Genomic DNA, 22,889 nt, shown 5'->3' on the forward strand with positions numbered 1-22,889 from the left:
CGCCTTTCAGGTGATAGTTTTTTGCTGGGGGAAAGATGACACACTTTGCAACAATTCCTGAATTACAGGATTTGGTGGTTGATTTATATCAGTTTGAACAAAAGCTAAAACAGTTTGGTGAATATCTTGGCCTGGAACTTACACAGTATGTAGCGGATCATATTTCCCTGCGTTGTAATGATATTTCAATCGCTGATCGCTGGCGCCAAGGTTTTCTGCAATGTGGTCAATTGATGTCTGAGAGCATGATCAATGGCCGGCCGATCTGCCTATTTGAGTTAGAACAGCCAATCGCTTTACTTGGCTGGCAAATTGACTGTGTCGAATTACCTTATCCGGGTAAAAAGCAATATCTTCACGCAGGCTGGGAACACGTCGAATTTGTCCTGCCTGTGCCACCAGAACAACTGATTCGCGAAGCCTATAAATTACTGCCTGATCCGCTGCCCGCTGTTTTTCGTACGAAAGAGAGTCAGCCGAAAGGGGATAGTGAAAGATTACCCAATCCAACATTAGCGGTAACAAATGGTGAAATCACCATCAAATTTCACCCTTTTTCTCTCAAAGAGATTATCAAAAATTAAACATACGTGTTCTTTTTGTGATCTTTATCGTAGCACTGCAACTCCGCGTAGCGATAAGCTCGCTTGAATGAGTGATATTTGAACGAATCCGGGTGGGCGACTAAGGCACGCCAGGAAAATAAAGCGCTGTTTGATACAATAGTATCAGGGCGGCAGGCTGCATTTGCCATGATTGCCAGCCAATAGAAGGCTTAAGGAAGTCATATGACAGCACGCTACATCACAATTGATTGGGGATCGACCAATTTACGCGCCTGGCTATATCAGGACGATGAATGTCTGGAAAGCAGGCAATCGGTAGCGGGAGTCACCCGCCTTAATGGAAAATCGCCACAGGTAGTGTTAGCAGAAATGACTCAAGGCTGGCGGAATGACAAAACGCCGATTGTTATGGCAGGGATGATCGGTAGCAACTTAGGCTGGAAAACAGTTCCATATCTGTCGGTTCCCATTCAGTTCTCTGCAATCGGCGAGCAATTAACCCCAGTCGCCGATAATGTCTGGATTATTTCTGGATTGTGTGTTTCACGTGAAGATAACCACAACGTGATGCGAGGCGAAGAGACACAATTATTAGGCGCTCACCAGCTTTTCCCTTCTTCCCTTTATGTCATGCCCGGTACTCACTGTAAATGGGTATCCGCTGACGACCAACAAATCCACGATTTCCGTACTGTGATGACCGGTGAACTCCACCATTTACTTTTGCATCATTCACTGGTGGGCGCGGGATTGCCCGAACAGGCAGTCTGTCCCGAAGTTTTTAACGCTGGTCTTAAACGGGGAATAGATTCTCCGGTGCTTTTGCCTTTTTTATTCGAAGTTCGCGCTTCGCACATACTGGGTACCCTGCCGCGCGAATATGTCAGTGAGTTTTTATCCGGCCTGTTGATTGGTGCAGAAGTGGCGAGCATGAGTCACTATTTTGCTGATCAACAGACTATCACACTCGTCGCCGGACTTTCGTTAGCTGCCCGTTATCAGCAGGCGTTTAACGCTATCGGACGAAATATCTCTTTGGCAGACGGCGATACCGTTTTTCAGGCAGGTATAAGGAGTATCGCAAATGCTGTGGCAAGCCAATCTCCCGCTTATCGCTATTCTTCGCGGTATTAGACCCGACGAAGCGCTTGAACACATCGCGGCGGTCATTGACGCTGGGTTCGATATAGTAGAGATCCCGCTTAACTCTCCTCAGTGGGGACAGAGTATTCCGGCCATTGTGCAAGCATTTGGCCGTAAGGCACTGATTGGGGCGGGAACTGTACTGAAACCAGAGCAGGTAGATGTGTTGGCGGAAATGGGGTGTAAATTGATTGTCACGCCTAATATCCGCTGCGAAGTGATCCGCAAAGCAGTCGCTTATGGTATGGCAGTATGTCCAGGTTGCGCGACAGCGACAGAAGCGTTTACCGCGCTGGAAGCTGGAGCACAGTCATTAAAGATTTTTCCAGCATCGGCATTCGGCCCGAACTATATCAAAGCATTGAAAGCGGTGTTACCACCAGACATACCTGTTTTCTCTGTGGGGGGTGTAACGCCAGATAATTTGTCTCAATGGATTAACGCAGGTTGCATAGGGGCCGGTTTAGGTAGTGATCTTTATCGCGCCGGTCAATCTGTTGATCGTACTGTACGGCAAGCAACCTTATTTGTTAATGCGTATCGCGAGGCCGTACGATGAAAATAATTAAATTCACGACTTATCGTGTACCTCCACGTTGGATGTTACTGAAAATTGACACAGATGAAGGTGTTGCAGGCTGGGGAGAGCCGGTAATTGAAGGCCGTGCCCGTACAGTGGAAACGGCAGTGCACGAGCTAAGTGAATATTTGATTGGACGGGAGCCAGCCCGTATCAATGACTTATGGCAGGTGATGTACCGCGCAGGTTTTTATCGTGGCGGGCCCGTTTTGATGAGTGCCATAGCAGGCATCGACCAGGCTTTATGGGATATCAAAGGTAAGGTCTTGAATGCACCCGTGTGGCAACTTATGGGTGGATTGGTGCGCGACAAGATCAAAGCTTATAGCTGGGTGGGAGGTGATCGTCCTTCGGAGGTGATTGACGGTATTAAAACCTTACGGAAGATTGGTTTTGATACATTCAAATTAAATGGTTGTGAAGAACTGTGCATCATTGAGGATTCGAGAAAAATCGATACTGCTGTCAATACGGTAGCGCAGATCCGTGAAATGTTCGGCCATGAAATTGAATTTGGGCTTGATTTCCACGGCCGTGTCAGCGCACCAATGGCGAAAGTATTAATCAAGGCGTTAGAACCGTATCGGCCTTTATTTATTGAAGAACCAGTGCTGGCGGAACAGGCGGAATATTATCCACGTCTGGCGGCACAAACCCATATTCCCATTGCGGCAGGCGAGCGGATGTTTTCCCGTTTTGAATTTAAACGTGTACTGGAAGTGGGGGGACTGGCAATTATCCAGCCAGACTTATCGCATGCGGGAGGTATTACTGAATGCCATAAAATTGCAGGTATGGCTGAAGCTTATGATGTCGCACTGGCACCGCATTGTCCACTGGGACCGATTGCGCTGGCCGCTTGCCTGCACATCGATTTCATATCACGCAATGCGGTATTCCAGGAGCAGAGCATGGGCATTCATTACAATAAAGGAGCAGAGTTACTTGATTTTGTGAAAAATAAAGAAGATTTCAGTATGGAGGGTGGTTTCTTTAAACCCTTAATGAAACCCGGTCTGGGTGTTGAAATTGACGAAGCACAGGTCATTGAGCGCAGCAAAAATGTATCGGACTGGCGAAATCCAATATGGCGACATAAAGATGGTTCCGTTGCTGAATGGTAATTGCCATTATTAAATTAACTAACTAAATCAATGCGTTCTTTTACACCCTCTGTTAACGACAAGCCAAGGTGGAGGGTTTCACTATGCCCAAAATCTGGAGACAGATTGAGATGAATATTTCAGTAACAACGACGAAAATTGGGCGTCGGCGCTATCTGACGTTGATAATGATCTTTATTACGGTCGTTATTTGTTATGTTGATCGAGCTAATCTTGCGGTTGCATCAGCCAATATCCAGAAAGAGTTTGGGGTCACAAAAACGGAAATGGGCTACATCTTTTCTGCTTTCTCTTGGTCTTATACCTTATGTCAAATTCCCGGTGGTTGGTTTCTTGATCGCGTTGGTTCACGCTTGACCTATTTTATTGCCATTCTTGGCTGGTCGGTGGCGACCCTATTACAGGGTGTTGCAACCGGTCTGATATCACTCATAGGCTTACGTTCCATTACTGGTATTTTTGAAGCCCCGACATTCCCCACCAATAACCGGATGGTAACAAGTTGGTTCCCTGAACATGAACGTGCCTCTGCCGTTGGGTTTTACACATCAGGCCAGTTTGTGGGGCTTGCTTTTCTGACGCCGCTTCTCATAGGACTCCAGGAATTAAGTAACTGGCGCTGGGTTTTTTTCGTGACAGGGGGTATCGGGTTTATTTGGTCACTGATCTGGATTAGCGTTTATCGGCGGCCACGATCAACAAAAAATATGAATCAAGCAGAGCTTGAGTATATCCGCAGTGGAGGAGGGATAGTCGATGATGATTCGCCAGCCAGAAAAGTGGTTCGGCTGCCTCTTACTATCGCGGACTGGAAGCTGGTGTTCCACCCTAAGCTGGTGGGCGTCTATCTGGGGCAATTTGCAGTTGCTTCAACACTGTGGTTTTTTTTGACCTGGTTCCCAAATTATTTGACTCAAGAGAAAGGGATTAGCGCCCTAAAAGCGGGTTTCATGACGACCGTTCCTTTTCTGGCCGCATTTTTAGGTGTACTGCTCTCTGGCTGGCTAGCAGATAACATGGTACGTAGGGGGTTCTCTTTGGGAGCGGCACGTAAGACCCCGATTATTTGTGGTTTGATAATTTCTACTTGTATTATGGGAGCCAATTACACTAACAATCCGATATGGATCATGGTGTTGATGGCGCTGGCGTTTTTTGGTAACGGTTTTGCATCTATTACCTGGTCACTGGTTTCTTCACTGGCACCGATGCATTTGATTGGTTTGAGTGGTGGCATCTTTAATTTTGTCGGTGGGTTGGGTGGGATCTCTGTACCACTTGTGATTGGCTATTTAGCGCAGCGCTATGGTTTTTCTCCAGCACTGGTTTACATTTCTGTCGTCACATTGATTGGTGCTCTCTCCTATATCTTTCTTGTGGGAGAGGTGAAACGTGTAGGCTAATTGGGCGTTTATATCCGAGGGGCTTTGAATGATAAAGCTGGAAATTTGTTGTTATAGCATAAACTGTGCTTTGGTTGCACAACAGGCAGGAGCTGATCGCATTGAATTGTGTGCAAGTCCGTCGGAAGGTGGGGTAACACCGAGTTTCGGTGCATTGCATCATGCACGACAGCATTTATCAATTCCTGTACATCCCATTGTCCGGCCAAGAGGAGGAGACTTCTGTTACAGCAACACTGATTTTGAAGTAATGAAAAATGATGTTGCTCGTATCCGTGATATGGGATTTCCTGGTGTCGTTTTGGGCGTATTAAATGAAGAAGGTCATATTGATCGGCTTCGCATGAGGCAATTGATGTCATTGGCAGCGAATATGAAAGTTACGTTCCATCGTGCCTTTGATATGTGTTTCAATCCACATGTTGCATTAGAACAACTGACAGAGCTTGGTGTGCAGCGTATTTTAACTTCAGGGCAGCAACAAAGTGCTGAATTGGGATTACCCTTGTTAAAAGAATTGTTACAGGCAAGCCAGGGGCCGATTATTATGCCTGGTGCGGGTGTCAGAATAAGTAATATCTGTAAGTTTCTGGAAATTGGGGTAACAGAAGTTCACAGTTCGGCAGGTAAAATTATGCCTTCTGCTATGAAATATCGGAAAGCGGGTGTGAAAATGAGTTCTGACGACAGTGAGGTAGATGAATATGCTTACCATTGTGTTGATGGGCAATTAGTTGAAGCGATGAAGGGCGTGATTAGTTTGGTTCAACGGACAAAATAAAATACTCTGTATGTATTTCATCTGAATCCCCAGTTATACCAATCGCCTTTCAATATGCATCTTATATCTCCCCGCGTAGCGGGGAGATATAAACAATCACATTGATTTTCAAGCGGCAACTTGAAGTTTAATGCGTATACATCGTTGACTATGCAACTGGGGTAATCAGCCTAACAGATAAAAAAGAAAAGTTATGGTTTACGGGCAATAAGGACTGCTCGCAGTGGAGCAGGGTAGCCTTCTATCGTTTTACTATGATCGTTTGGTTCAAGAAAATCGATCAGCGATTCAGTCTTCATCCATTCTGTCTGGCGTTGTTCATCCAGTGTTGTGAGCGCATGATCAACGATTCGGACATCAATAAAACCACATTTTTCTAACCAAACTTTTAGCATCTTGGCCGACGGAATAAAGTAGACATTCCGCATTTGTGCATAACGCTCACCTGGAATGAGGCATTGGTGTTCATCACCCTCAATAACCAGGCTCTCCAGAACTAATTCACCGCCGGAAACTAACTGGTTTTTCAATTGCCATAAATGGTCGAGGGGAGAGCGGCGATGATAAAGCACGCCCATTGAAAAGACCGTATCAAAGGCTTTTAGCTCTGGTAACTGTTCAATGCCTAAAGGTAAAAGATGGGCGCGTTGGTCGTTACCCAGTAATTTTTTGATGGCTTCAAATTGGCAAAGAAAAAGTTGGGTTGGATCAATACCCACAACGAGCTGAGCACCTTCTCCTACCATACGCCACATGTGGTAACCGCTGCCACAGCCGACATCAAGGACCGTTCTGCCTGCTAAAGGCGAAATATGGGGAAGGACGCGATCCCATTTCCAGTCAGAACGCCACTCAGTATCAATCTCCACACCGTACAGTGAAAAAGGTCCTTTACGCCACGGCATGAATAGCTTCAGGATATTTTGAATACGGGCTTTTTCACCGTTTGGTAATTCTGGTTGATGGTTTGCAATGACACCATTTTTCAGATCAAGTTGGGTGGGATTAATTTCAGGCAGGTTCTCCAGAATTTTTACCCATGAACTGAACTGACCATGCAATGAAGCTTGCTGCCAATGGCTTAATTGTGCGGGCAGGCATTCCAACCAGTGACTTAAGTGGTTTTTGGCGATCAATTGATAAAAGTTACTGAAATCAATCATTGTTCAGCCCCTTTTATTGCCAGCAATGAGCCAAAGTTAAAACATTGGAACCAAACTTCAACGTGCTGGAATCCGGCTTGTTTGAGGCGTGATTTGTGCGTTTCAACCGGATCTGTTCGCATGACATTTTCCAGCATACTGCGTTTTTGACTGATCTCCAGTTCGCTGTAACCATTGGCGCGCTTAAAATCATAGTGCATATTGAAGAGCAACTCGCCAATCTGCTCATCTTCAAAGTTGAATTTTTCAGACAGTACCAGAACGCCTCCAGGCTTTAAACCGGCATAGATTTTATCCAGCATTTTCTGGCGATCATCAGGGTGCAGGAACTGTAATGTGAAATTCAAAACGACCATTGATGCATTGTGAATGTCGGTATCAAGAATATCCTGTTCGATGATTTCAACGGGGATGTTGGCCTTGAAAGAGTCAATATGGCGACGGCAGCGTTCGATCATTGCCGGTGAGTTATCGACGGCGATAATACGGCAACCCTCTGTATGGAGAGGGGGACTATTATTTTCGGCGCTAATAGCACGGCGGATTGATAACGTGGCTGCACCAAGGGAACAACCAAGATCATAAATTTGACTATTTGGCGTGACAAAACGTTCTGCCAGCATACCTATCATGGAAATGATATTGGAATAACCGGGAATTGAGCGTTTCACCATATCGGGAAAAACTTCGGCAACGCGTTCATCGAAATTCCAGTCACCTAAATTGGCAATTGGAGCAGAGAACAGGCTATCCCGTTGATTATGAGATTCTTGATTTGACATAACAGCATTGATTTTGGAAACAATAAGAAGCGGTTATTCTAACAGAATGCAGGAAAAGGCAGAAAGAGGGATCATCAATAGATAGGTCCTCAGGCGGCCACATACCGCCCAGGATGACTCTAACTGTGGGGAACTATTGATATAGGGAATAGATTATGTATAGAGAGAAAAGATCTGCTCCCACGGCAAATAGTAGATGTTATTGAGGATCATGATTATCATTGAGATATAGGTTGCCGCCATGCCCATACGCCGCCAGCGTATTTCTCGATGACGCAAGCCAAAATAGTGTAGGATCCTGCCTGACAGTAATACCAGTCCACAAATGTGCAGCATCCAAACGGGGGCGCCATTCATCTCCATCACAATCAATAACAACATTGAAATTGGAATGTATTCAACTGCATTACCATGAACCCGAATGGCGGTTTGCAATTCATAAAAACCGCCATCGCCATAAGCGACCCGATATTGCGTTCTTAATTTGACTACATCCAGAGACAGCTTAATTAACAGTAGTGCGCCCAGTACGATATAAAGCGAGCTAACCATTTCTTAACTCCAATTGCCTAACCCAAAAACGGCTAAATGATGATAAACCGCAAAAAGAAAACTGTCGCTATAAATCATAGTATTTAATAATAAATTCTATGAATGTTAGCGGATAGCAAAAAATTGTCTTGTCAAGAACGGCGTTATGACCTTATCTCCGGTCAGAATTTCCAGTATAATAGTGACCTTTTTTGCAATTCTTCCTTAGAAAGAACAATGCCAAAATTTCCGCAGCAGAAAGCATAACGAGCTGAGTAAAAGGATATTGTATGCGTACTAATTATTGTGGGCAGTTGAACCTGGCCCATGAAGGCCAAAAAGTGACTCTTTGTGGGTGGGTAAATCGTCGCCGTGATTTAGGTGGCTTGATCTTTATTGATATGCGAGATCGCGAGGGTATCGTTCAGGTATTTTTTGACCCAGACCAGAAAGAGGTCTTTGCTCAGGCTTCTGAACTGCGTAATGAATTTTGTATTCAAATTACGGGGATTGTGCGTGCGCGCCCTGATAACCAAATCAATAAAGATATGGCAACCGGCGAAATTGAAGTTTTCGCAGAAAGCCTGATGGTTTTCAACCGCTCGGAGCCATTGCCACTGGACAGCAACCAGAATAACAGTGAAGAGCAGCGCCTGAAATACCGCTATCTTGATCTGCGTCGCACTGAGATGTCGCAGCGTCTGAAAACCCGTGCCAAGATCACCAGTTTTGTGCGTCGTTTTATGGACGATGCGGGTTTCATTGATGTTGAAACGCCAATGCTGACTAAAGCAACACCAGAAGGTGCGCGCGACTATTTAGTGCCAAGCCGTGTGCATAAAGGCGAATTTTATGCACTGCCGCAGTCTCCGCAGCTTTTCAAACAGTTGTTGATGATGTCTGGCTTTGACCGTTATTACCAGATTGTAAAGTGCTTCCGCGATGAAGACCTGCGCGCCGATCGTCAGCCTGAATTTACCCAGATCGACGTTGAAACCTCGTTTATGACCGCTGAACAAGTTCGCGAAATCATGGAAAAAATGATCCGTGAACTGTGGCTGGATGTGAAAGGTGTCGATTTGGGTGGCTTCCCCATTATGACATTCGAAGAAGCCATGCGTCGTTTTGGTTCAGATAAACCAGACTTGCGTAACCCTCTGGAATTGGTGGATATCGCCGATCTGGTTAAAGACGTAGAATTCTCTGTCTTTGCTGAACCTGCAAACAATCCAAAAGGCCGTGTTGCGGCTATTCGCGTTCCCGGCGGGGCAGAGTTAAGCCGTAAGCAAATTGATGAGTACGGTAAATTTGTTGGCATTTATGGCGCGAAGGGGTTGGCATGGATGAAAGTGAATAACCGTGCTGCCGGCTTAGAAGGCGTGCAAAGCCCGATAGCTAAGTTCCTGTCTGCGGAAGTGGTTGAAGACCTATTGTCCCGTACCAATGCTCAGGATGGTGATATCCTGTTCTTTGGCGCTGACAAGAAAAATGTTGTCACTGATGCTATGGGAGCACTGCGTCTGAAACTGGGCCGCGACTTGAATATTACCGATCTGGCAAGCTGGAAACCGCTTTGGGTTATTGATTTCCCCATGTTCGAAGACAATGGCGCAGGTGGTTTGACGGCAATGCACCATCCATTTACTTCTCCGCGTGATATGGCGGCGGCTGAATTGGAACGTAATCCAGAATCTGCTATCGCGAACGCTTACGACATGGTGATCAATGGCTATGAAGTCGGGGGTGGTTCTGTCCGTATCCATCGTAACGAAATGCAGCAGGCAGTATTCCGCATTCTGGGTATTCATGAGCAGGAACAGCAGGAGAAATTTGGTTTCTTACTGAATGCCCTGAAATACGGTACACCGCCACATGCTGGTTTGGCTTTCGGCTTAGATCGTCTCGTTATGTTGTTGACTGATACAGATAATATTCGTGATGTGATCGCTTTCCCGAAAACAACGGCAGCGGCATGTTTGATGACGGATGCACCAAGTCCGGCGAATTCAGCCGCGTTGGAAGAATTGGCTATTTCAGTCGTTAAAAAAGAGAACGAATAATGGCTTATAAGCGCCCTGAATCTGTACTGGTTATGATTTATGCCGTTGACAGCAAAAGGGTGCTGATGCTACAGCGACGGGATGATCCTGAGTTTTGGCAATCTGTGACAGGTAGCCTTGAAAAGGACGAAAAACCGTGGGAGGCGGCGTTACGTGAAGTACAGGAAGAGATAGGTATTGATATTATCAATGAAAATCTTGAACTGAAAGATTGTCAACGCTGTCTTTATTATGAGATTTTCTCGCACCTACGATATCGATATGCTCCTGGGGTCACGCGGAATAAAGAACATTGGTTCTCTCTGGCATTACCTGAAGAGCGAGAAATTTTGTTGACCGAACACTTGGCTTATCAATGGCTGGCGGCGGAAGAAGCGGCCACATTGACGAAGTCGTGGAGCAATCGGCAAGCAATTGAAGAATTTGTCATTTAGTCTATAAGACGTTTTATCGGAGATATTTGCATGGCAGGTCATAGTAAATGGGCCAATACGAAACACCGCAAAGCTGCACAGGATGCGAAACGCGGTAAGATTTTTACAAAAATTATCCGTGAATTGGTAACGGCTGCACGATTGGGCGGTGGTGATCCCGATTCCAACCCACGTTTGCGAGCTGCCGTCGATAAAGCGCTGTCCAACAACATGACTCGTGATACGTTGAATCGTGCAATTGCCCGTGGTGTTGGTAACGACGAATCAGATAACATGGAAACCATCATTTATGAAGGCTACGGCCCTGGTGGTACAGCAGTCATGGTTGAATGCCTGAGCGATAACCGTAACCGTACTGTTTCTGAAGTTCGTCATGCATTCACCAAAGCAGGCGGCAACTTGGGGACTGACGGTTCTGTTTCTTATCTGTTCACCAAAAAAGGGGTTATTTCCTACGCACCAGGCCTGGACGAAGATGCGGTGATGGAAGCTGCATTGGAAGCAGGCGCTGACGATGTTGAAACTTATGATGATGGTGCGATTGACGTCTATACTACTCCAGAGTCTTTTGGCGAAGTTAAAGATGCATTGGATGCAGCCGGCTTCAAGGCAGATTCCGCAGAAGTTTCTATGATCCCGTCAACGAAAGCAGAACTGGATGCAGAAACTGCGCCTAAATTACTGCGTCTGATCGATATGCTTGAAGATTCTGACGATGTGCAAGAAGTTTATCATAATGGTGAAATTTCTGATGAGGTTGCAGCACTGCTGTAATTGGCATTAGGGTTCACAGCGTAGAGAAAGTGTTCCTCAAATCAGGGCACTTTCTCTAACGTTTTTATCCCATATCACAGGCAAACCGATTTAGGCGAATAATTCGATATGGCGATTATTCTTGGTATTGACCCTGGCTCCAGAGTCACGGGATATGGCGTTATTCGCCAGCAGGGACGGCAACTTATCTATCTCGGCAGCGGTTGTATTCGGACAAAAGTCGATGACTTACCCAGTCGTTTGCAGAAGATTTACGCCGGAGTTACTGAAATCATCACTCAATTCCAGCCCAATGCTTTTGCAATAGAGCAAGTTTTCATGGCAAAAAATGCAGACTCAGCCTTGAAATTGGGACAGGCGCGTGGAGTCGCAATTGTTGCAGCCTCTAACCAATCCATACCGGTATTTGAATATGCAGCCCGTCAGGTTAAACAGACGGTGGTTGGTACGGGGGCGGCCGAAAAGAGCCAGATTCAGCACATGGTACGTTCGATGTTGAAATTGTCTGCTAATCCACAGGCCGATGCCGCTGATGCGTTGGCTATTGCTATTACACATTGTCATCTCAGTCAAAATTTGCTGCGGGTGGGTGATGCGCGGTTAAATTTAACGCGTGGTCGTCTGAAATAGTTGATGCTGGATATACGTCCAGCTTTTTTTGTGCTATAAGCTAGCGGAACGATTTATTTTATTTTCAGGGGGTAAACAGTGATAGGGCGTTTGAGAGGAACCGTGTTGGAAAAACAGCCACCGTTGGTTTTATTGGAAACTCACGGTGTCGGTTATGAAGTTCATATGCCAATGACCTGTTTTTATGAACTGCCTGAAATTGGCCAGGAAGCGATTTTATTTACACAATTTATTGTGCGTGAAGATGCTCAGTTATTATACGGTTTTAATGATAAACAAGAGCGTGCACTGTTCCGTGAACTGATTAAGGTCAATGGTGTTGGGCCTAAATTAGCGCTGGCGATCCTTTCGGGCATGTCTGCCCAGCAATTCGTTACAGCGATAGAACAAGAAGCTATTGCTTCATTGGTTAAGTTGCCGGGTGTTGGCAAAAAAACGGCTGAAAGGCTGGTTGTAGAGATGAAAGATCGCTTTAAGGGGCTTAATGGCGATCTATTTAACCAAAGTAGTGATGTTAATTTGCCGGCTGTCAGCAAACAAGCGAATTCCGCTGCCGAGATTGAAGCAGAAGCCGCAGCGGCCCTGGTTTCTCTGGGATATAAACCACAGGAGGCCAGCCGGATGGTGAGCAAGGTAGCTAAACCAGGTGCAGATTGTGAAACCCTTATTCGAGAAGCACTTCGTGCGGCTCTGTAATCACAGGAGTTAAGTGATGATTGAAGCTGACCGTCTAGTTTCAGCAGGCGTTCTGCAAGATGATGAAGCGATTGATCGTGCTATTCGGCCGAAATTTCTGTCTGAATATGTTGGACAACCCCATGTTTGTGAACAGATGGAAATTTTTATCCAAGCGGCACGTCAGCGTGGTGATGCACTGGATCACTTATTGATTTTTGGCCCCCCTGGATTAGGTAAGACCACGTTGGCAAATATTGTGGCAAATGAAATGGGGGTTAATCTTCGTACTACATCTGGGCCGGTATTGGAGAAGGCAGGGGATCTTGCCGCTATGCTCACTAATCTGGAACCACACGATGTCTTGTTTATAGATGAAATTCACCGTTTATCGCCGGTTGTGGAAGAGATCCTTTATCCGGCAATGGAAGATTACCAACTGGATATTATGATTGGTGAAGGGCCAGCCGCCCGCTCCATCAAGATTGATCTTCCCCCCTTTACTTTGATTGGTGCGACCACTCGTGCAGGCTCTTTAACTTCACCATTACGTGATCGATTTGGTATCGTACAGCGTCTTGAATTTTACAACGTTGATGATTTGCAGAGCATCGTTTCCCGTAGTGCACGCTATATGGGATTAGGCATTTCAGATGATGGTGCAAGGCAAATCGCGATGCGTTCTCGTGGCACTCCCCGCATTACGAATCGATTATTACGTCGTGTGCGTGATTTTGCTCAGGTGAAAGGTAATGGCACCATTGATAGTCATATTGCATCTCAGGCGCTGGATATGCTGAATGTCGATTCGGCCGGATTTGATTACCTTGATCGTAAGTTGCTGATTGCCATTATTGATAAATTTATGGGTGGCCCCGTTGGGTTGGATAATTTGGCCGCGGCGATTGGTGAAGAACGAGAAACGATTGAAGATGTACTGGAACCTTTCCTGATCCAACAAGGATTTATCCAACGAACGCCACGCGGGCGTATTGCAACCCATCATGCTTACCGGCATTTTGGATTGAGCAAGGAAGACGAATAATAATCATTTTGACATACCAGCTCGGGTTAATTACCAGGGGCTGGATGTATTCTTATATTGTAAAAAAATCAATCTATTTTCCTCTTATACGCATTAAACTTCAAGTCGCAATTTACAACACGATTGAAGCCTGATTTTTCCCCGCTTCGCGGGGAGAAATCACATGCATCTTGAAGTTAGATTGGTATAAATAGGTTTTCATAATACTGAGAATATCAGATGTTGGCGTTCCTTACCCCGCGCTCCGCGCGGGGTAAGGAATACTCCTATCGTTTTGAAACGCTATTTAAAAGGAATGCCATTTTTTAATGGTTGTATTTAATATTTTAAATTAACCTTTATCTTTAATAAGGATGTTTTCCTTTTAATATATTTTTTATTTTAAAGGATGACATTTACCTTTAAAAATTTCCTTGATTTTAAATTGTATGATTTATTTTTTAAAATAATACTTATTTTTAACAGAGGTATCTATTTTAAAGGTTACAAATGTGTAAGATTTATTTACATTGTCATCTATAGCTATTATAAATTCTATACCGATTTAACTTCAAGATGCGTGTGGTTTCTCCCCGCGAAGCGGGGAGAAATCGGGTTTCATATCGTGTTGTAAATTGCAACTTGAAGTTTAATGCGTATAGCTGGAAATTGATTAAGAGGTTGCAGAAATACACAGTATCATGCCTTCCTGTAAATCAATGTGCATGTTTTAATTATAATTTAGAACCCACATCCCAAAGAGTATTCAAAAGCATATGAGGAAGATGATATGTTCTTAAGTAAAGAATCGTTCAGTCATGAGGAGTGGAATGACCCAAAATTTCAATTACGTAACTTAATTAAAACATCTGAGGATTTAGGTAAATGGATTGCATTAACGGATGGAGAAAAGAAAGCGATTGAAGCTGTGAAAGGAAAATACTTATGGCAGAGCACGCCTTATTATGCTTCGATTATGGATAAATATGACGAGAATTGTCCCATTCGATTGCAAACTATTCCTCACTTAAGAGAGATGAAAATAGAGTACAATTCTGATAATGATCCGGTAGGCGATACTTCAAATCTTAAAACAGCCAGAGTGATCCATAAATACCCTAATCGAATTGTTTTACTTGTTTCCGATACTTGCCCTGTTTATTGTCGCCATTGTACACGTAAATTTCATACGACAGATGTTAACGGAACCTATTTTGGGGCCGATATTGCTGCATCATATGAAGAAGATTTTGCTTATATTGAGAGCCATCCCGAAATTGATGATGTCCTCCTGACTGGCGGTGATCCCTTAATACATTATGATAAATTTCTTGAAGCCATTATTAAGAGACTAAGAAGCATCAAACATATTAATATCATTCGTATTGGAACCCGTTATCCTGTGTTTGCTCCCCAGCGAGTGACAGAAAAATTCTGCCAAATGTTGGAAAAGTATCATCCTATCTGGGTTAACACACATTTCAATCATCCTAAAGAAGTGACCGAAGAGGCGGCTGCTGCTTGTGACCGATTGCTGCGACATGGCATTCCAGTGCAGAACCAGTCTGTTTTGTTAAAGGGTATCAATGATGATGTGGAAACGATGCGCTCATTGCTGAAGGCTCTCTTGAGAATTAGGGTCCGTCCTTATTATTTGTACCATTGCGATAATGTATCTGGTGTTTCTCATTTCATGACGACGCTGGAGAAAGGGCAGGAGATAATGGATGCACTGGTAGGATTCGAAACAGGTTTTAGTGTACCTCAGTATGTCGTCACAACCACATTAGGCAAGTTGGCTGTTAACCGAAAATATATTAACACGCATGAAAATGGTCGCATTATTGCGAGGAATTATAAACAAGAATATTTAGATATTACTGAATATATTAAACCTCCCTCTGTATTGAATTATGGCGCCGAAGCACATAGTAATGGTGAAATTATTCCCTTCAAGGCTGTCGATTGATTAATTTAAATGTAAATTAATAGAGATATTCATAATGATGCAAGAGAGAAATTTCTCAACCCGCATTGCAAGCAGATCAAAAAATATTAATGCCTCAGTAACAGTAGGGTTGGCAGATATCGTTGCTAAACTAAAAAGTGAAGGTCGTGATATTATTGGATTGAATGAGGGTGAGTTGGATTTTAATACCAGCGCCACTGTTGTCAATGAAACTATTCGTGCATTGATAGATGGTAAGACACGTTATAGTTGGCTTGATGGTGAACCTAAATTAAAAGAGAGGATTTGCCATAAAATATTTGAAGATAACCGAATTAAAGCGACACCTGAAAATATCATAGTGACCAATGGATCAAAGCAAATTATTTATGAAATACTACAGATATTAATTGAAGAAGGTGATGAAGTTATTATTCCTGTTCCCTGTTGGGCAACCTATTTAGAAGCGGTGAAATTAGCGGGTGGAAAAGCAGTTTTAATTGAAAATATTGGTGTGGATCTGGATATAGAAAAAATCAGACAGGCAGTGACTGACAAGACCAAACTTATCATTATCAATACACCGAATAATCCGACAGGGGCTGTTTACTCAAAATCAGCGTTACAAACATTGTGTCAATTGATTAAAGAAAAACAGATTTTCGTGTTATCTGATGAAGCCTATGAACAAATTGTATTTGATGTTGAACACCACAGCTTAGCTGCAATTGATGACAACGAATACATTATAACGGTACAAACATTTTCCAAAAGTTTTGCCATGACGGGATACCGCATTGGTTATATGGTTGCCCATCCTGAGTTAGTCAGCAGGGTTTCTGACCTGCACGGCCATATGACTGACAACGTTTGTACGTTTGCACAATATGGCGCTATTGCTGCACTTGAGATGCCAAAGGATTTATATCAAGAGCGGCTGGAAATACTGAAACAGAGACGGGATCTGTCATACCGATATGCCCGCGAACTTTTTGAGTGTGAATTACCTAATGGCGCATTTTATCTGTTCCCGAATGTCAAAAAATACCTCAACGGTCGTCATCGCGACGCAACTCAATTATGTGAATATTTGCTCATTCATGCAGGGGTCGCGCTAATTCCCGCAGAAGCCTGTCTTTATCATGGACATATACGTATCTCTTTTGCTGCATCAATGGATGCTATTGAACAGGGATTTGAAAGGATAGCAACTGCATTGCGGTAACTTATGACAATGAGGATTAATAACCATGAACCAATCTATATATTCAATTGAATTGTCAACTTCAGAAATTGATGAAATTCAAGCCCTCATCGGGCAATTGCAAAAACGTTATCACTCGACTGATGATCAAGATTTTGTTAGCACCTTGCCAGAGTGGGTAGAATCATTACCAACCCGATTGCGTATTGAATTGAAGAGATTCCGTAATCAGGGTTATCCACTGGCTGTAATAAAGGGATACCCTGATATGTCAGGGACTATAGGGCCAACTCCCAATCATTGGAAGGATGTTTACAATACGAATAGTAACTATGATTATTATTGTTGTTTGATGTCGAGCCTGTGTGGCGATGTGGTGGGTTTTTCTGATTTGCAGGAAGGAAAACTGGTTCAGGAAATATTCCCAATCAAAAAGGATGCCGGTAAGCAATTGGGTACAGGCTCGGTAAACCTATTACTGCATACTGAAGATACTTCCCTAGGCTATCGGGCGGATTATCTCGGTTTTATGTGTATCCGTAACAACTATCGAATCCCAACTTGTGTATCAATACCGGATTTTTCCAAATTGAGTGAAAAAACGGTCACCATCCTCAAAAGAAATAAATTCCGTATTTTTAATGACCGACCTTGCCTGTCGAAAGAAGAGCGTGACGAAAATTATACCATCTGTCCCATTCTTACCGGCGGTGGCGATAATATCCATATGCGTTATGACCCACTGTATCTGGATAAAGAAGCCTTGGATGACGAAGAGCGTGAAGCTGTGGCCGAACTAGAGGAATTAACTGAGGCAGCGGTATTTGATTTGGTTTTAAGCCCAGGTGAAGTTGCCTTTATTGATAATTATCGTTGTGCTCATGGCCGCAAGGCGTATCAACCTAAATACGACGGAACTGACCGTTGGTTAAAGCGCACCCAAATATTAACGAGGCTGCGTGATTTCAAGCACATGCTGCTACCCGGACGCATTAACGTATTGCCTTAAATCTAAGCATAGGGATTAGGCTTTTGCTTTCTTTAAACCATGAGTTGATAAATGAAACAAAAGCCTGTGCGGATTGTATCTATGTCATCTTTTTTATTTGGCTTATTTTTTATTTGGCTTAATAGTTATGCATAAACAAAATAAAAATGCAGAGAATGAGCGTTTTATCGAGCAATGGCAAGCCTGCTTACAGGGGCTTGATACGGATAATATCCTTATTCTGGCGTTATTGAAAAAAGCACTTGGCGATGTTGATGCAATACGATTTAACGACATGCAATCTAAGCGTCAGCTAAGTTGGCGCCAATTACTGTGCAGCATTGTCCGCGTTTATCGTTACTTATGTGAGCTGGAGGTTGCACGTGGCCAACGGGTAGTGACAATTTCACATAATCGCTGGGAGTTATTGGCCATTGAGTTTGCTTGCCAGATTAAAGGGGCGATTTATACCCCACTGTATGCCAGTTATCCTGAAGAAATTATTGCCTATTGCCTGTCACTGACAGAACCCATTTTAGTTATTACTGAAACCGCGGAGCATGTGCAATCCTTGCCGCGGAATTCTTCGTGGCATGTCATCACATTGGAACCTTCCAACGTTTTTACCGATTTTTCCACCATTGATAGCGACATTCACCAAGTTACCGAGGATAAGACGGTCAGTGATAAGGGGATTGGGGCAGAGTTGCACAGTTCGCTGATTACAGATTTACGGGCGACACAGGCAGAGCAAGCTTTTTGCCTGATGTTCACTTCAGGCTCCAGTGGGAAACCCAAGGGGGTATTGCTTAGTCAGGCCAATATTCTTTCACAGCAACAAGCTCTGAAAGAGTTATGGCATTTCGATGGCCCGCAATCTTTTCTCAGTTATTTACCGTGGCACCATAGTTTTGGTGGCTTGTTTGAAAAATATACAGCTATTTTTAGTCAGGCCGTATTACATATTGATAACAGTCGGGGGGTGGATATTGCGCGGTTGTGCGCCAACCTAAGCCAGCTAAAGCCGACGCGGTTTTTCAGTGTACCGAAAATACTGACCGCGGTTGCCAATAAGATGAAGGATTCAGCGAATTTTTACCACGAGGTGGCTCCTTCATTGCAAATGATCTTTTCTGCGGCTTCCAAACTGTCTGCGGACATTGAAGATTATTTCAACCGTTGTGACATTCAGGTCGTTGAGGGTTGGGGGCTGACTGAGACAAGCCCTTGCCTGACACTCAAGGGATTAGACAGTAAAGAACCGAACAGTGTAGGCCGCCCTTTACCTAATGTGACACTCCGTATTGATGAAGAAACTGGGGAGATTTTGGCTAAGGGGCCGAATGTTATGCTGGGTTATTATGCTGATGAAGCTGCGACCCAGCGCTGTTTCAAGCAACAATGGTTCAGGACTGGCGATCTCGGCAAAATGGTTAATGGAGAACTGGTGCTATTGGGGCGGTCAGATGCAGTCAGGAAACTGTCCAATGGTGAAAAGGTTTCCAGTGATACTATCGAACAGAGTTTGTTTGCTAAGACCGATATTATTAGCCATGCCATTATTGAGATTGAGCAAAGGCCATACGCCACAGCGTTATTGTTTATCAATCCTGAGCTTCGTCGCCAGACGTTAAGAGAGGATTGTACACTCCAGCATTCAACACGTTTGCGGGAATATATCTTACAGATCTTGCAGCAACACAATCGTCAGGTGACGGAAATTTCCCACAAGTTGATAGCGGTTGCGATCACCGAAACACCGCTGTCTGCTGATAAAGGTGAAATCACGCCATCATTTAAAGTCTCCCAGCGTACCGTGCGGGAAAATTACCGTGCTGTGCTTGATGCACTATATGACACTGATAGATCTTTCAATTTAAATCCGGCATGTCGTTCATTTTTGAAAGTTTCAGAAAATCACCCTGTTTCGCCCATTATTTTCCAAGATAACCTACTGACAGGTTCTATTAATTGGGAAGGGTTTATACACATCATTGGTCAAGTCAGAGGACAAAATCTGTCAGGTGATGATACTCAGAGATCCTTGCTTGACCTTGGTTATAATTCATTGACGATAGTTCAATTGGCGGAGAGTTTAAGCCAGGCTAGCGGTCAAGTCGTCACAGAAATAGAGCTGTTCTCCAGTTCGTCAATCCATCAACTTTGGCAAAGATTAGTGACACGGACGACGGGGAAAACTTTCTGCCATGCCAATACCACAGAACAGATGCTGTCAGGACAGGATCAGGCCGATGTGGCGATCATCGGCTATGCAGGGCGTTTTCCCGGCGCTGAGGATTGTGAGCAGTTATGGGAAAACTTGCTTGCAGGCAAAAGTATGTTTAGTCGTTGCCCTGACGATCGCCCCTTTATGGCTACATTGCTGGCAGAATTTGCAGCCAAAGGCACCCAATTAAGTGGGGCATTTTGTAATAACATTCGTCAATTTAACCATCGCTTTTTTCAAATCAATCCCAAAGACGCCCGATTGATGGATCCCCAACACCGGTTATTGTTGATGGTGACATGGGAAGCCATTGAACAGGCTAATCTGAGCCTGGATGATTTGAAGGAGAGCCGAACAGGTGTATTTATCGGTATCAGCCAAAATGGCTATCGGCAATTGTTACATGATTACCAGGCCGAGACGGGGGAAGAGGGTTATCCGAGTAGTGCAATTAACAATCAGAATAGTATATGCGCCAATCGATTGTCATATTTTCTGGATTTAAGGGGACCTTCATTAGTTGTTGATACCTTGTGCTCATCATCATTGGTGGCATTGCATCAAGCGCGTTTGAGTATTGAAAGGGGAGAATGTGATACTGCCATTGTCGGAGGAGTGCATCTGCAATTGGATATGGCTCATTTTAGGGAAATGAGCCAGTTGGAAGTGTTATCCAGTGATGGAATGTGCCGCCCTTTTGATGCCGAGGCGAACGGAACTGTGCTGGGTGAGGGCGCAGGGGTGGTGATCCTTAAACGCCATGATCTTGCCATGCGTGATAAAAATGATGTCAAGGCAATCCTGCTGGCTTCCGAGGTTTATCATGGTGGCCGTAGTAACGGTATTACAGCACCAGATCCACTTTCACAACAAAAGTTATTGGAGCGGTGTTGGACGAACGCAGGCATAAGAGCGAGTGATATCGCTTATTTCGAAACACATGGCACTGGCACACGTTTGGGTGATCCTATCGAGCTGGCTGGAATTAGTGCTTGTTTTCATGACCAAAAAATGCAGGCTCCCTGTTATCTTGGGGCTATCAAAGCCAATATTGGCCACCTTGAAGCCGCCGCAGGTATTACCGGGTTGATCAAATTACTATTGATTGACCAGCACAGAATAGCGCCACCAGTGGCAGCATTTAGCCAATTGAATCCCCGGATCTCGCTGGCCGAAGGGCAACTGGAGATCCCTACGACAATACAACCGTTACCTGCTGAAAAAAGTTGTTTGGCTGTCAGTGCGTTTGGTATGGGAGGAACGGGGGCGCATGTAGTCATTAAAAGTAATGGCAAACCCCCTTTTTCTGATGCGGAACAAATAAGCGAAACGTTGCCTTGTGTGTTGAGTGGATGTGATCAAGCTCATCTCCAGGCTGTTGCCACCAGTTTATTAACTTATGTGCAACAGCAAGTGATGCAACAAAAATTTGTCCTAATGCATTTCTGTCAGGCGTTGGCTCAACGCACGGTGCTACCGGTTGTTTGTACTTTGGGGGTAAATAGTGCTGAACAATTGATTGAACAGTTATCTGCAATAGCCAGCGGGGAGCTTGTTGGTTATCGTGCCAGTGCAGCCAATAGCCAGGATAATACGACAACCCTGGCATTGGTTTTTGCCGGACAGGGAACCCAATCGGTGGCAATGGCGGAACAGTTGTATCGTCATAATGTGCAATTTGCACAGTGGCTCGATCACATCGATCAATTGTGTTCTGAAATAGCGCATGAAAGCGGGCAGCCAAAGGTGGAGGTAAAACATCTGCTGACTGAGCAGGTGGATGAACAGACGATCCATCGTACCGAATTTGCACAGGTGATTTTATTTGCTTTCGAGTATGCACTGTACCAATGCCTGCGCCCTGCTATCGGGCATGTCGATATTCTGCTTGGCCATAGTCTTGGCGAATATGTCGCGGCCTGTATAGCCAATGTATTTTCATTGAAAGAGGGGCTTAGGATCATCATTAAACGCGCCCAATTGATGGAGGCGAGTGATCCCAATGGTGCCATGATGATGGTGAACTGTTCAGCAGAGCAACTTGGCACCTTCATGGTGGTGGTTAAAACCGACAATGGCGTGGAGGGGGGCGCTGGCCTGACTATTGCTGTTGAAAATAGTGAAACCAATACAATTATCAGTGGCTCACGTAGTGTACTTGATCATTTCCAGTCGCAATTAGAGCGGCATGGTTTCCATTCTCGCTTTATCAGTACCAATAGGGCATTCCATTCTCCGATGATGGCAAATGCAGCCCACGAATTTGGAGTATTTCTCGCCAATATCCCCCTTAAGGCAGCAGATATACCCATTTTGTCTAATCTGACGGGGCAACCGGAAACAGATTGTTTCGCTACGGCAGAATATTGGCAACAGCATATGTTAGGTCGTGTACTGTTCCGTCATAACCTGAATAAATTAACTGCCATGGTTGGGCTGAAGATCATTGAGATTGGCCCCAAAAGTATGATCGGCGCGTTGCTCGATGAAGCTCCGCAACATCATCTGGCTTTAGCGTATTGTCCTGCCCAGAAAAACCAGCAGCTCAATTATGGTGATTTAGTAGCAGTGTTAGCCAGTGAGCATTTATCTGGTTCACCAAGAGATTGGCTGGCAATGTATGCGCCATTCACGCCGAAACCTGCCTTATTACCAGCAAGAAAATTATTGACAGAAGATTACTGGTTTACGGGAACTGCCATTGCGCCTTCATTGAATGGGGCAAGGCAACAAAAACCTGACGAACATTTCAACCTGACTGAGCGTGAGCCTCTCGCCATCATGCAACAACAAATTGACTGTATGAACGCTATCTTCCAGGCCCAATCAGAAATTATGAAGGGAATGTAACA

Annotated in this window: 19 protein-coding genes; 16 read left to right on the forward strand and 3 right to left on the reverse strand. The window is 44.5% G+C overall.

Annotated elements, in window-relative coordinates; genetic code table 11:
* Positions 1-35: 35 nt before the first annotated feature.
* The 6 genes from WDV75_RS09440 to cutC all read left to right on the forward strand — a co-directional run bounded on the left by WDV75_RS09440 (position 36) and on the right by cutC (position 5,597).
* Complete coding sequence (locus WDV75_RS09440) at positions 36-584, forward strand: VOC family protein (RefSeq protein WP_273559041.1); 549 nt, start codon at positions 36-38, stop codon at positions 582-584.
* Positions 585-788: 204 nt separating this feature from the next.
* The gene (locus WDV75_RS09445) at positions 789-1,700 is read left to right on the forward strand and encodes a 2-dehydro-3-deoxygalactonokinase (RefSeq protein WP_273559039.1); all 912 of its coding nucleotides are present in this window, start codon (positions 789-791) and stop codon (positions 1,698-1,700) included.
* Complete coding sequence (locus WDV75_RS09450) at positions 1,651-2,268, forward strand: 2-dehydro-3-deoxy-6-phosphogalactonate aldolase (protein WP_273559038.1); 618 nt, start codon at positions 1,651-1,653, stop codon at positions 2,266-2,268. Before WDV75_RS09445 ends, WDV75_RS09450 begins: the two co-directional genes overlap by 50 nt.
* The gene (gene dgoD, locus WDV75_RS09455) at positions 2,265-3,413 is read left to right on the forward strand and encodes a galactonate dehydratase (protein WP_273559037.1); all 1,149 of its coding nucleotides are present in this window, start codon (positions 2,265-2,267) and stop codon (positions 3,411-3,413) included. Before WDV75_RS09450 ends, dgoD begins: the two co-directional genes overlap by 4 nt.
* 110 nt (positions 3,414-3,523) lie before the next feature.
* The gene (locus WDV75_RS09460; RefSeq protein ID WP_420497510.1) at positions 3,524-4,816 is read left to right on the forward strand and encodes an MFS transporter; all 1,293 of its coding nucleotides are present in this window, start codon (positions 3,524-3,526) and stop codon (positions 4,814-4,816) included.
* 28 nt (positions 4,817-4,844) lie between these two features.
* Positions 4,845-5,597 carry a copper homeostasis protein CutC gene (gene cutC / locus WDV75_RS09465; RefSeq protein ID WP_273559035.1) on the forward strand — a complete coding sequence of 251 codons (753 nt, stop codon included), beginning with the start codon at positions 4,845-4,847 and terminating at the stop codon, positions 5,595-5,597.
* Positions 5,598-5,788: 191 nt separating this feature from the next.
* Here the strand turns inward: cutC and cmoB are convergent, their stop codons facing one another.
* From cmoB to WDV75_RS09480, 3 genes are all read right to left on the reverse strand, one after another.
* Positions 5,789-6,760 carry a tRNA 5-methoxyuridine(34)/uridine 5-oxyacetic acid(34) synthase CmoB gene (cmoB, locus tag WDV75_RS09470; protein WP_273559033.1) on the reverse strand — a complete coding sequence of 324 codons (972 nt, stop codon included), beginning with the start codon at positions 6,758-6,760 and terminating at the stop codon, positions 5,789-5,791.
* Positions 6,757-7,542: a carboxy-S-adenosyl-L-methionine synthase CmoA gene (cmoA, locus tag WDV75_RS09475; protein ID WP_189759480.1), complete on the reverse strand. Its 786-nt coding sequence runs from the start codon at positions 7,540-7,542 to the stop codon at positions 6,757-6,759. The genes cmoB and cmoA overlap by 4 nt, the downstream gene beginning before the upstream one ends.
* Before the next feature lie 153 nt (positions 7,543-7,695).
* The gene (locus WDV75_RS09480; protein ID WP_047770012.1) at positions 7,696-8,094 is read right to left on the reverse strand and encodes an MAPEG family protein; all 399 of its coding nucleotides are present in this window, start codon (positions 8,092-8,094) and stop codon (positions 7,696-7,698) included.
* Between the two features lie 269 nt (positions 8,095-8,363).
* Here WDV75_RS09480 and aspS point away from each other — a divergent pair, with 269 nt between their 5' ends.
* The 10 genes from aspS (at position 8,364) to WDV75_RS09530 (ending at position 22,887) form a co-directional block, all read left to right on the forward strand.
* Complete coding sequence (aspS, locus tag WDV75_RS09485; RefSeq protein WP_273559029.1) at positions 8,364-10,133, forward strand: aspartate--tRNA ligase; 1,770 nt, start codon at positions 8,364-8,366, stop codon at positions 10,131-10,133.
* A complete protein-coding gene (gene nudB / locus WDV75_RS09490) occupies positions 10,133-10,567 on the forward strand; it encodes a dihydroneopterin triphosphate diphosphatase (protein WP_189759477.1) in 435 nt (144 codons plus the stop codon). Before aspS ends, nudB begins: the two co-directional genes overlap by 1 nt.
* A gap of 30 nt (positions 10,568-10,597) precedes the next feature.
* Positions 10,598-11,341, forward strand: coding sequence for a YebC/PmpR family DNA-binding transcriptional regulator (locus tag WDV75_RS09495; protein WP_273559027.1), 744 nt, complete (start codon positions 10,598-10,600; stop codon positions 11,339-11,341).
* Between the two features lie 108 nt (positions 11,342-11,449).
* On the forward strand, positions 11,450-11,971 hold the full coding sequence (ruvC, locus tag WDV75_RS09500; protein ID WP_273559025.1) for a crossover junction endodeoxyribonuclease RuvC: 522 nt from the start codon (positions 11,450-11,452) through the stop codon (positions 11,969-11,971).
* Between the two features lie 78 nt (positions 11,972-12,049).
* Positions 12,050-12,667, forward strand: a complete 618-nt coding sequence (gene ruvA / locus WDV75_RS09505; RefSeq protein WP_273559023.1) for a Holliday junction branch migration protein RuvA — start codon at positions 12,050-12,052, stop codon at positions 12,665-12,667.
* 16 nt (positions 12,668-12,683) lie between these two features.
* Positions 12,684-13,691, forward strand: coding sequence for a Holliday junction branch migration DNA helicase RuvB (gene ruvB / locus WDV75_RS09510; protein WP_189759473.1), 1,008 nt, complete (start codon positions 12,684-12,686; stop codon positions 13,689-13,691).
* A 769-nt stretch (positions 13,692-14,460) separates the two neighbouring features.
* On the forward strand, positions 14,461-15,639 hold the full coding sequence (gene blsG / locus WDV75_RS09515) for an arginine 2,3-aminomutase (RefSeq protein WP_273559022.1): 1,179 nt from the start codon (positions 14,461-14,463) through the stop codon (positions 15,637-15,639).
* Between the two features lie 34 nt (positions 15,640-15,673).
* Entirely contained in the window at positions 15,674-16,843 is a 1,170-nt protein-coding gene (locus WDV75_RS09520) for a pyridoxal phosphate-dependent aminotransferase (protein ID WP_273559021.1), read from the forward strand.
* Between the two features lie 25 nt (positions 16,844-16,868).
* Positions 16,869-17,831 (forward strand): TauD/TfdA family dioxygenase, encoded by a 963-nt coding sequence (locus WDV75_RS09525; RefSeq protein ID WP_273559020.1) that lies wholly within the window; start codon positions 16,869-16,871, stop codon positions 17,829-17,831.
* A 127-nt stretch (positions 17,832-17,958) separates the two neighbouring features.
* Positions 17,959-22,887 (forward strand): type I polyketide synthase, encoded by a 4,929-nt coding sequence (locus WDV75_RS09530; protein ID WP_273559018.1) that lies wholly within the window; start codon positions 17,959-17,961, stop codon positions 22,885-22,887.
* The last annotated feature ends 2 nt before the right edge of the window (positions 22,888-22,889 follow it).

The sequence above is a fragment of the Xenorhabdus griffiniae genome (assembly GCF_037265215.1).
GTDB classification, from domain to species: domain Bacteria; phylum Pseudomonadota; class Gammaproteobacteria; order Enterobacterales; family Enterobacteriaceae; genus Xenorhabdus; species Xenorhabdus griffiniae.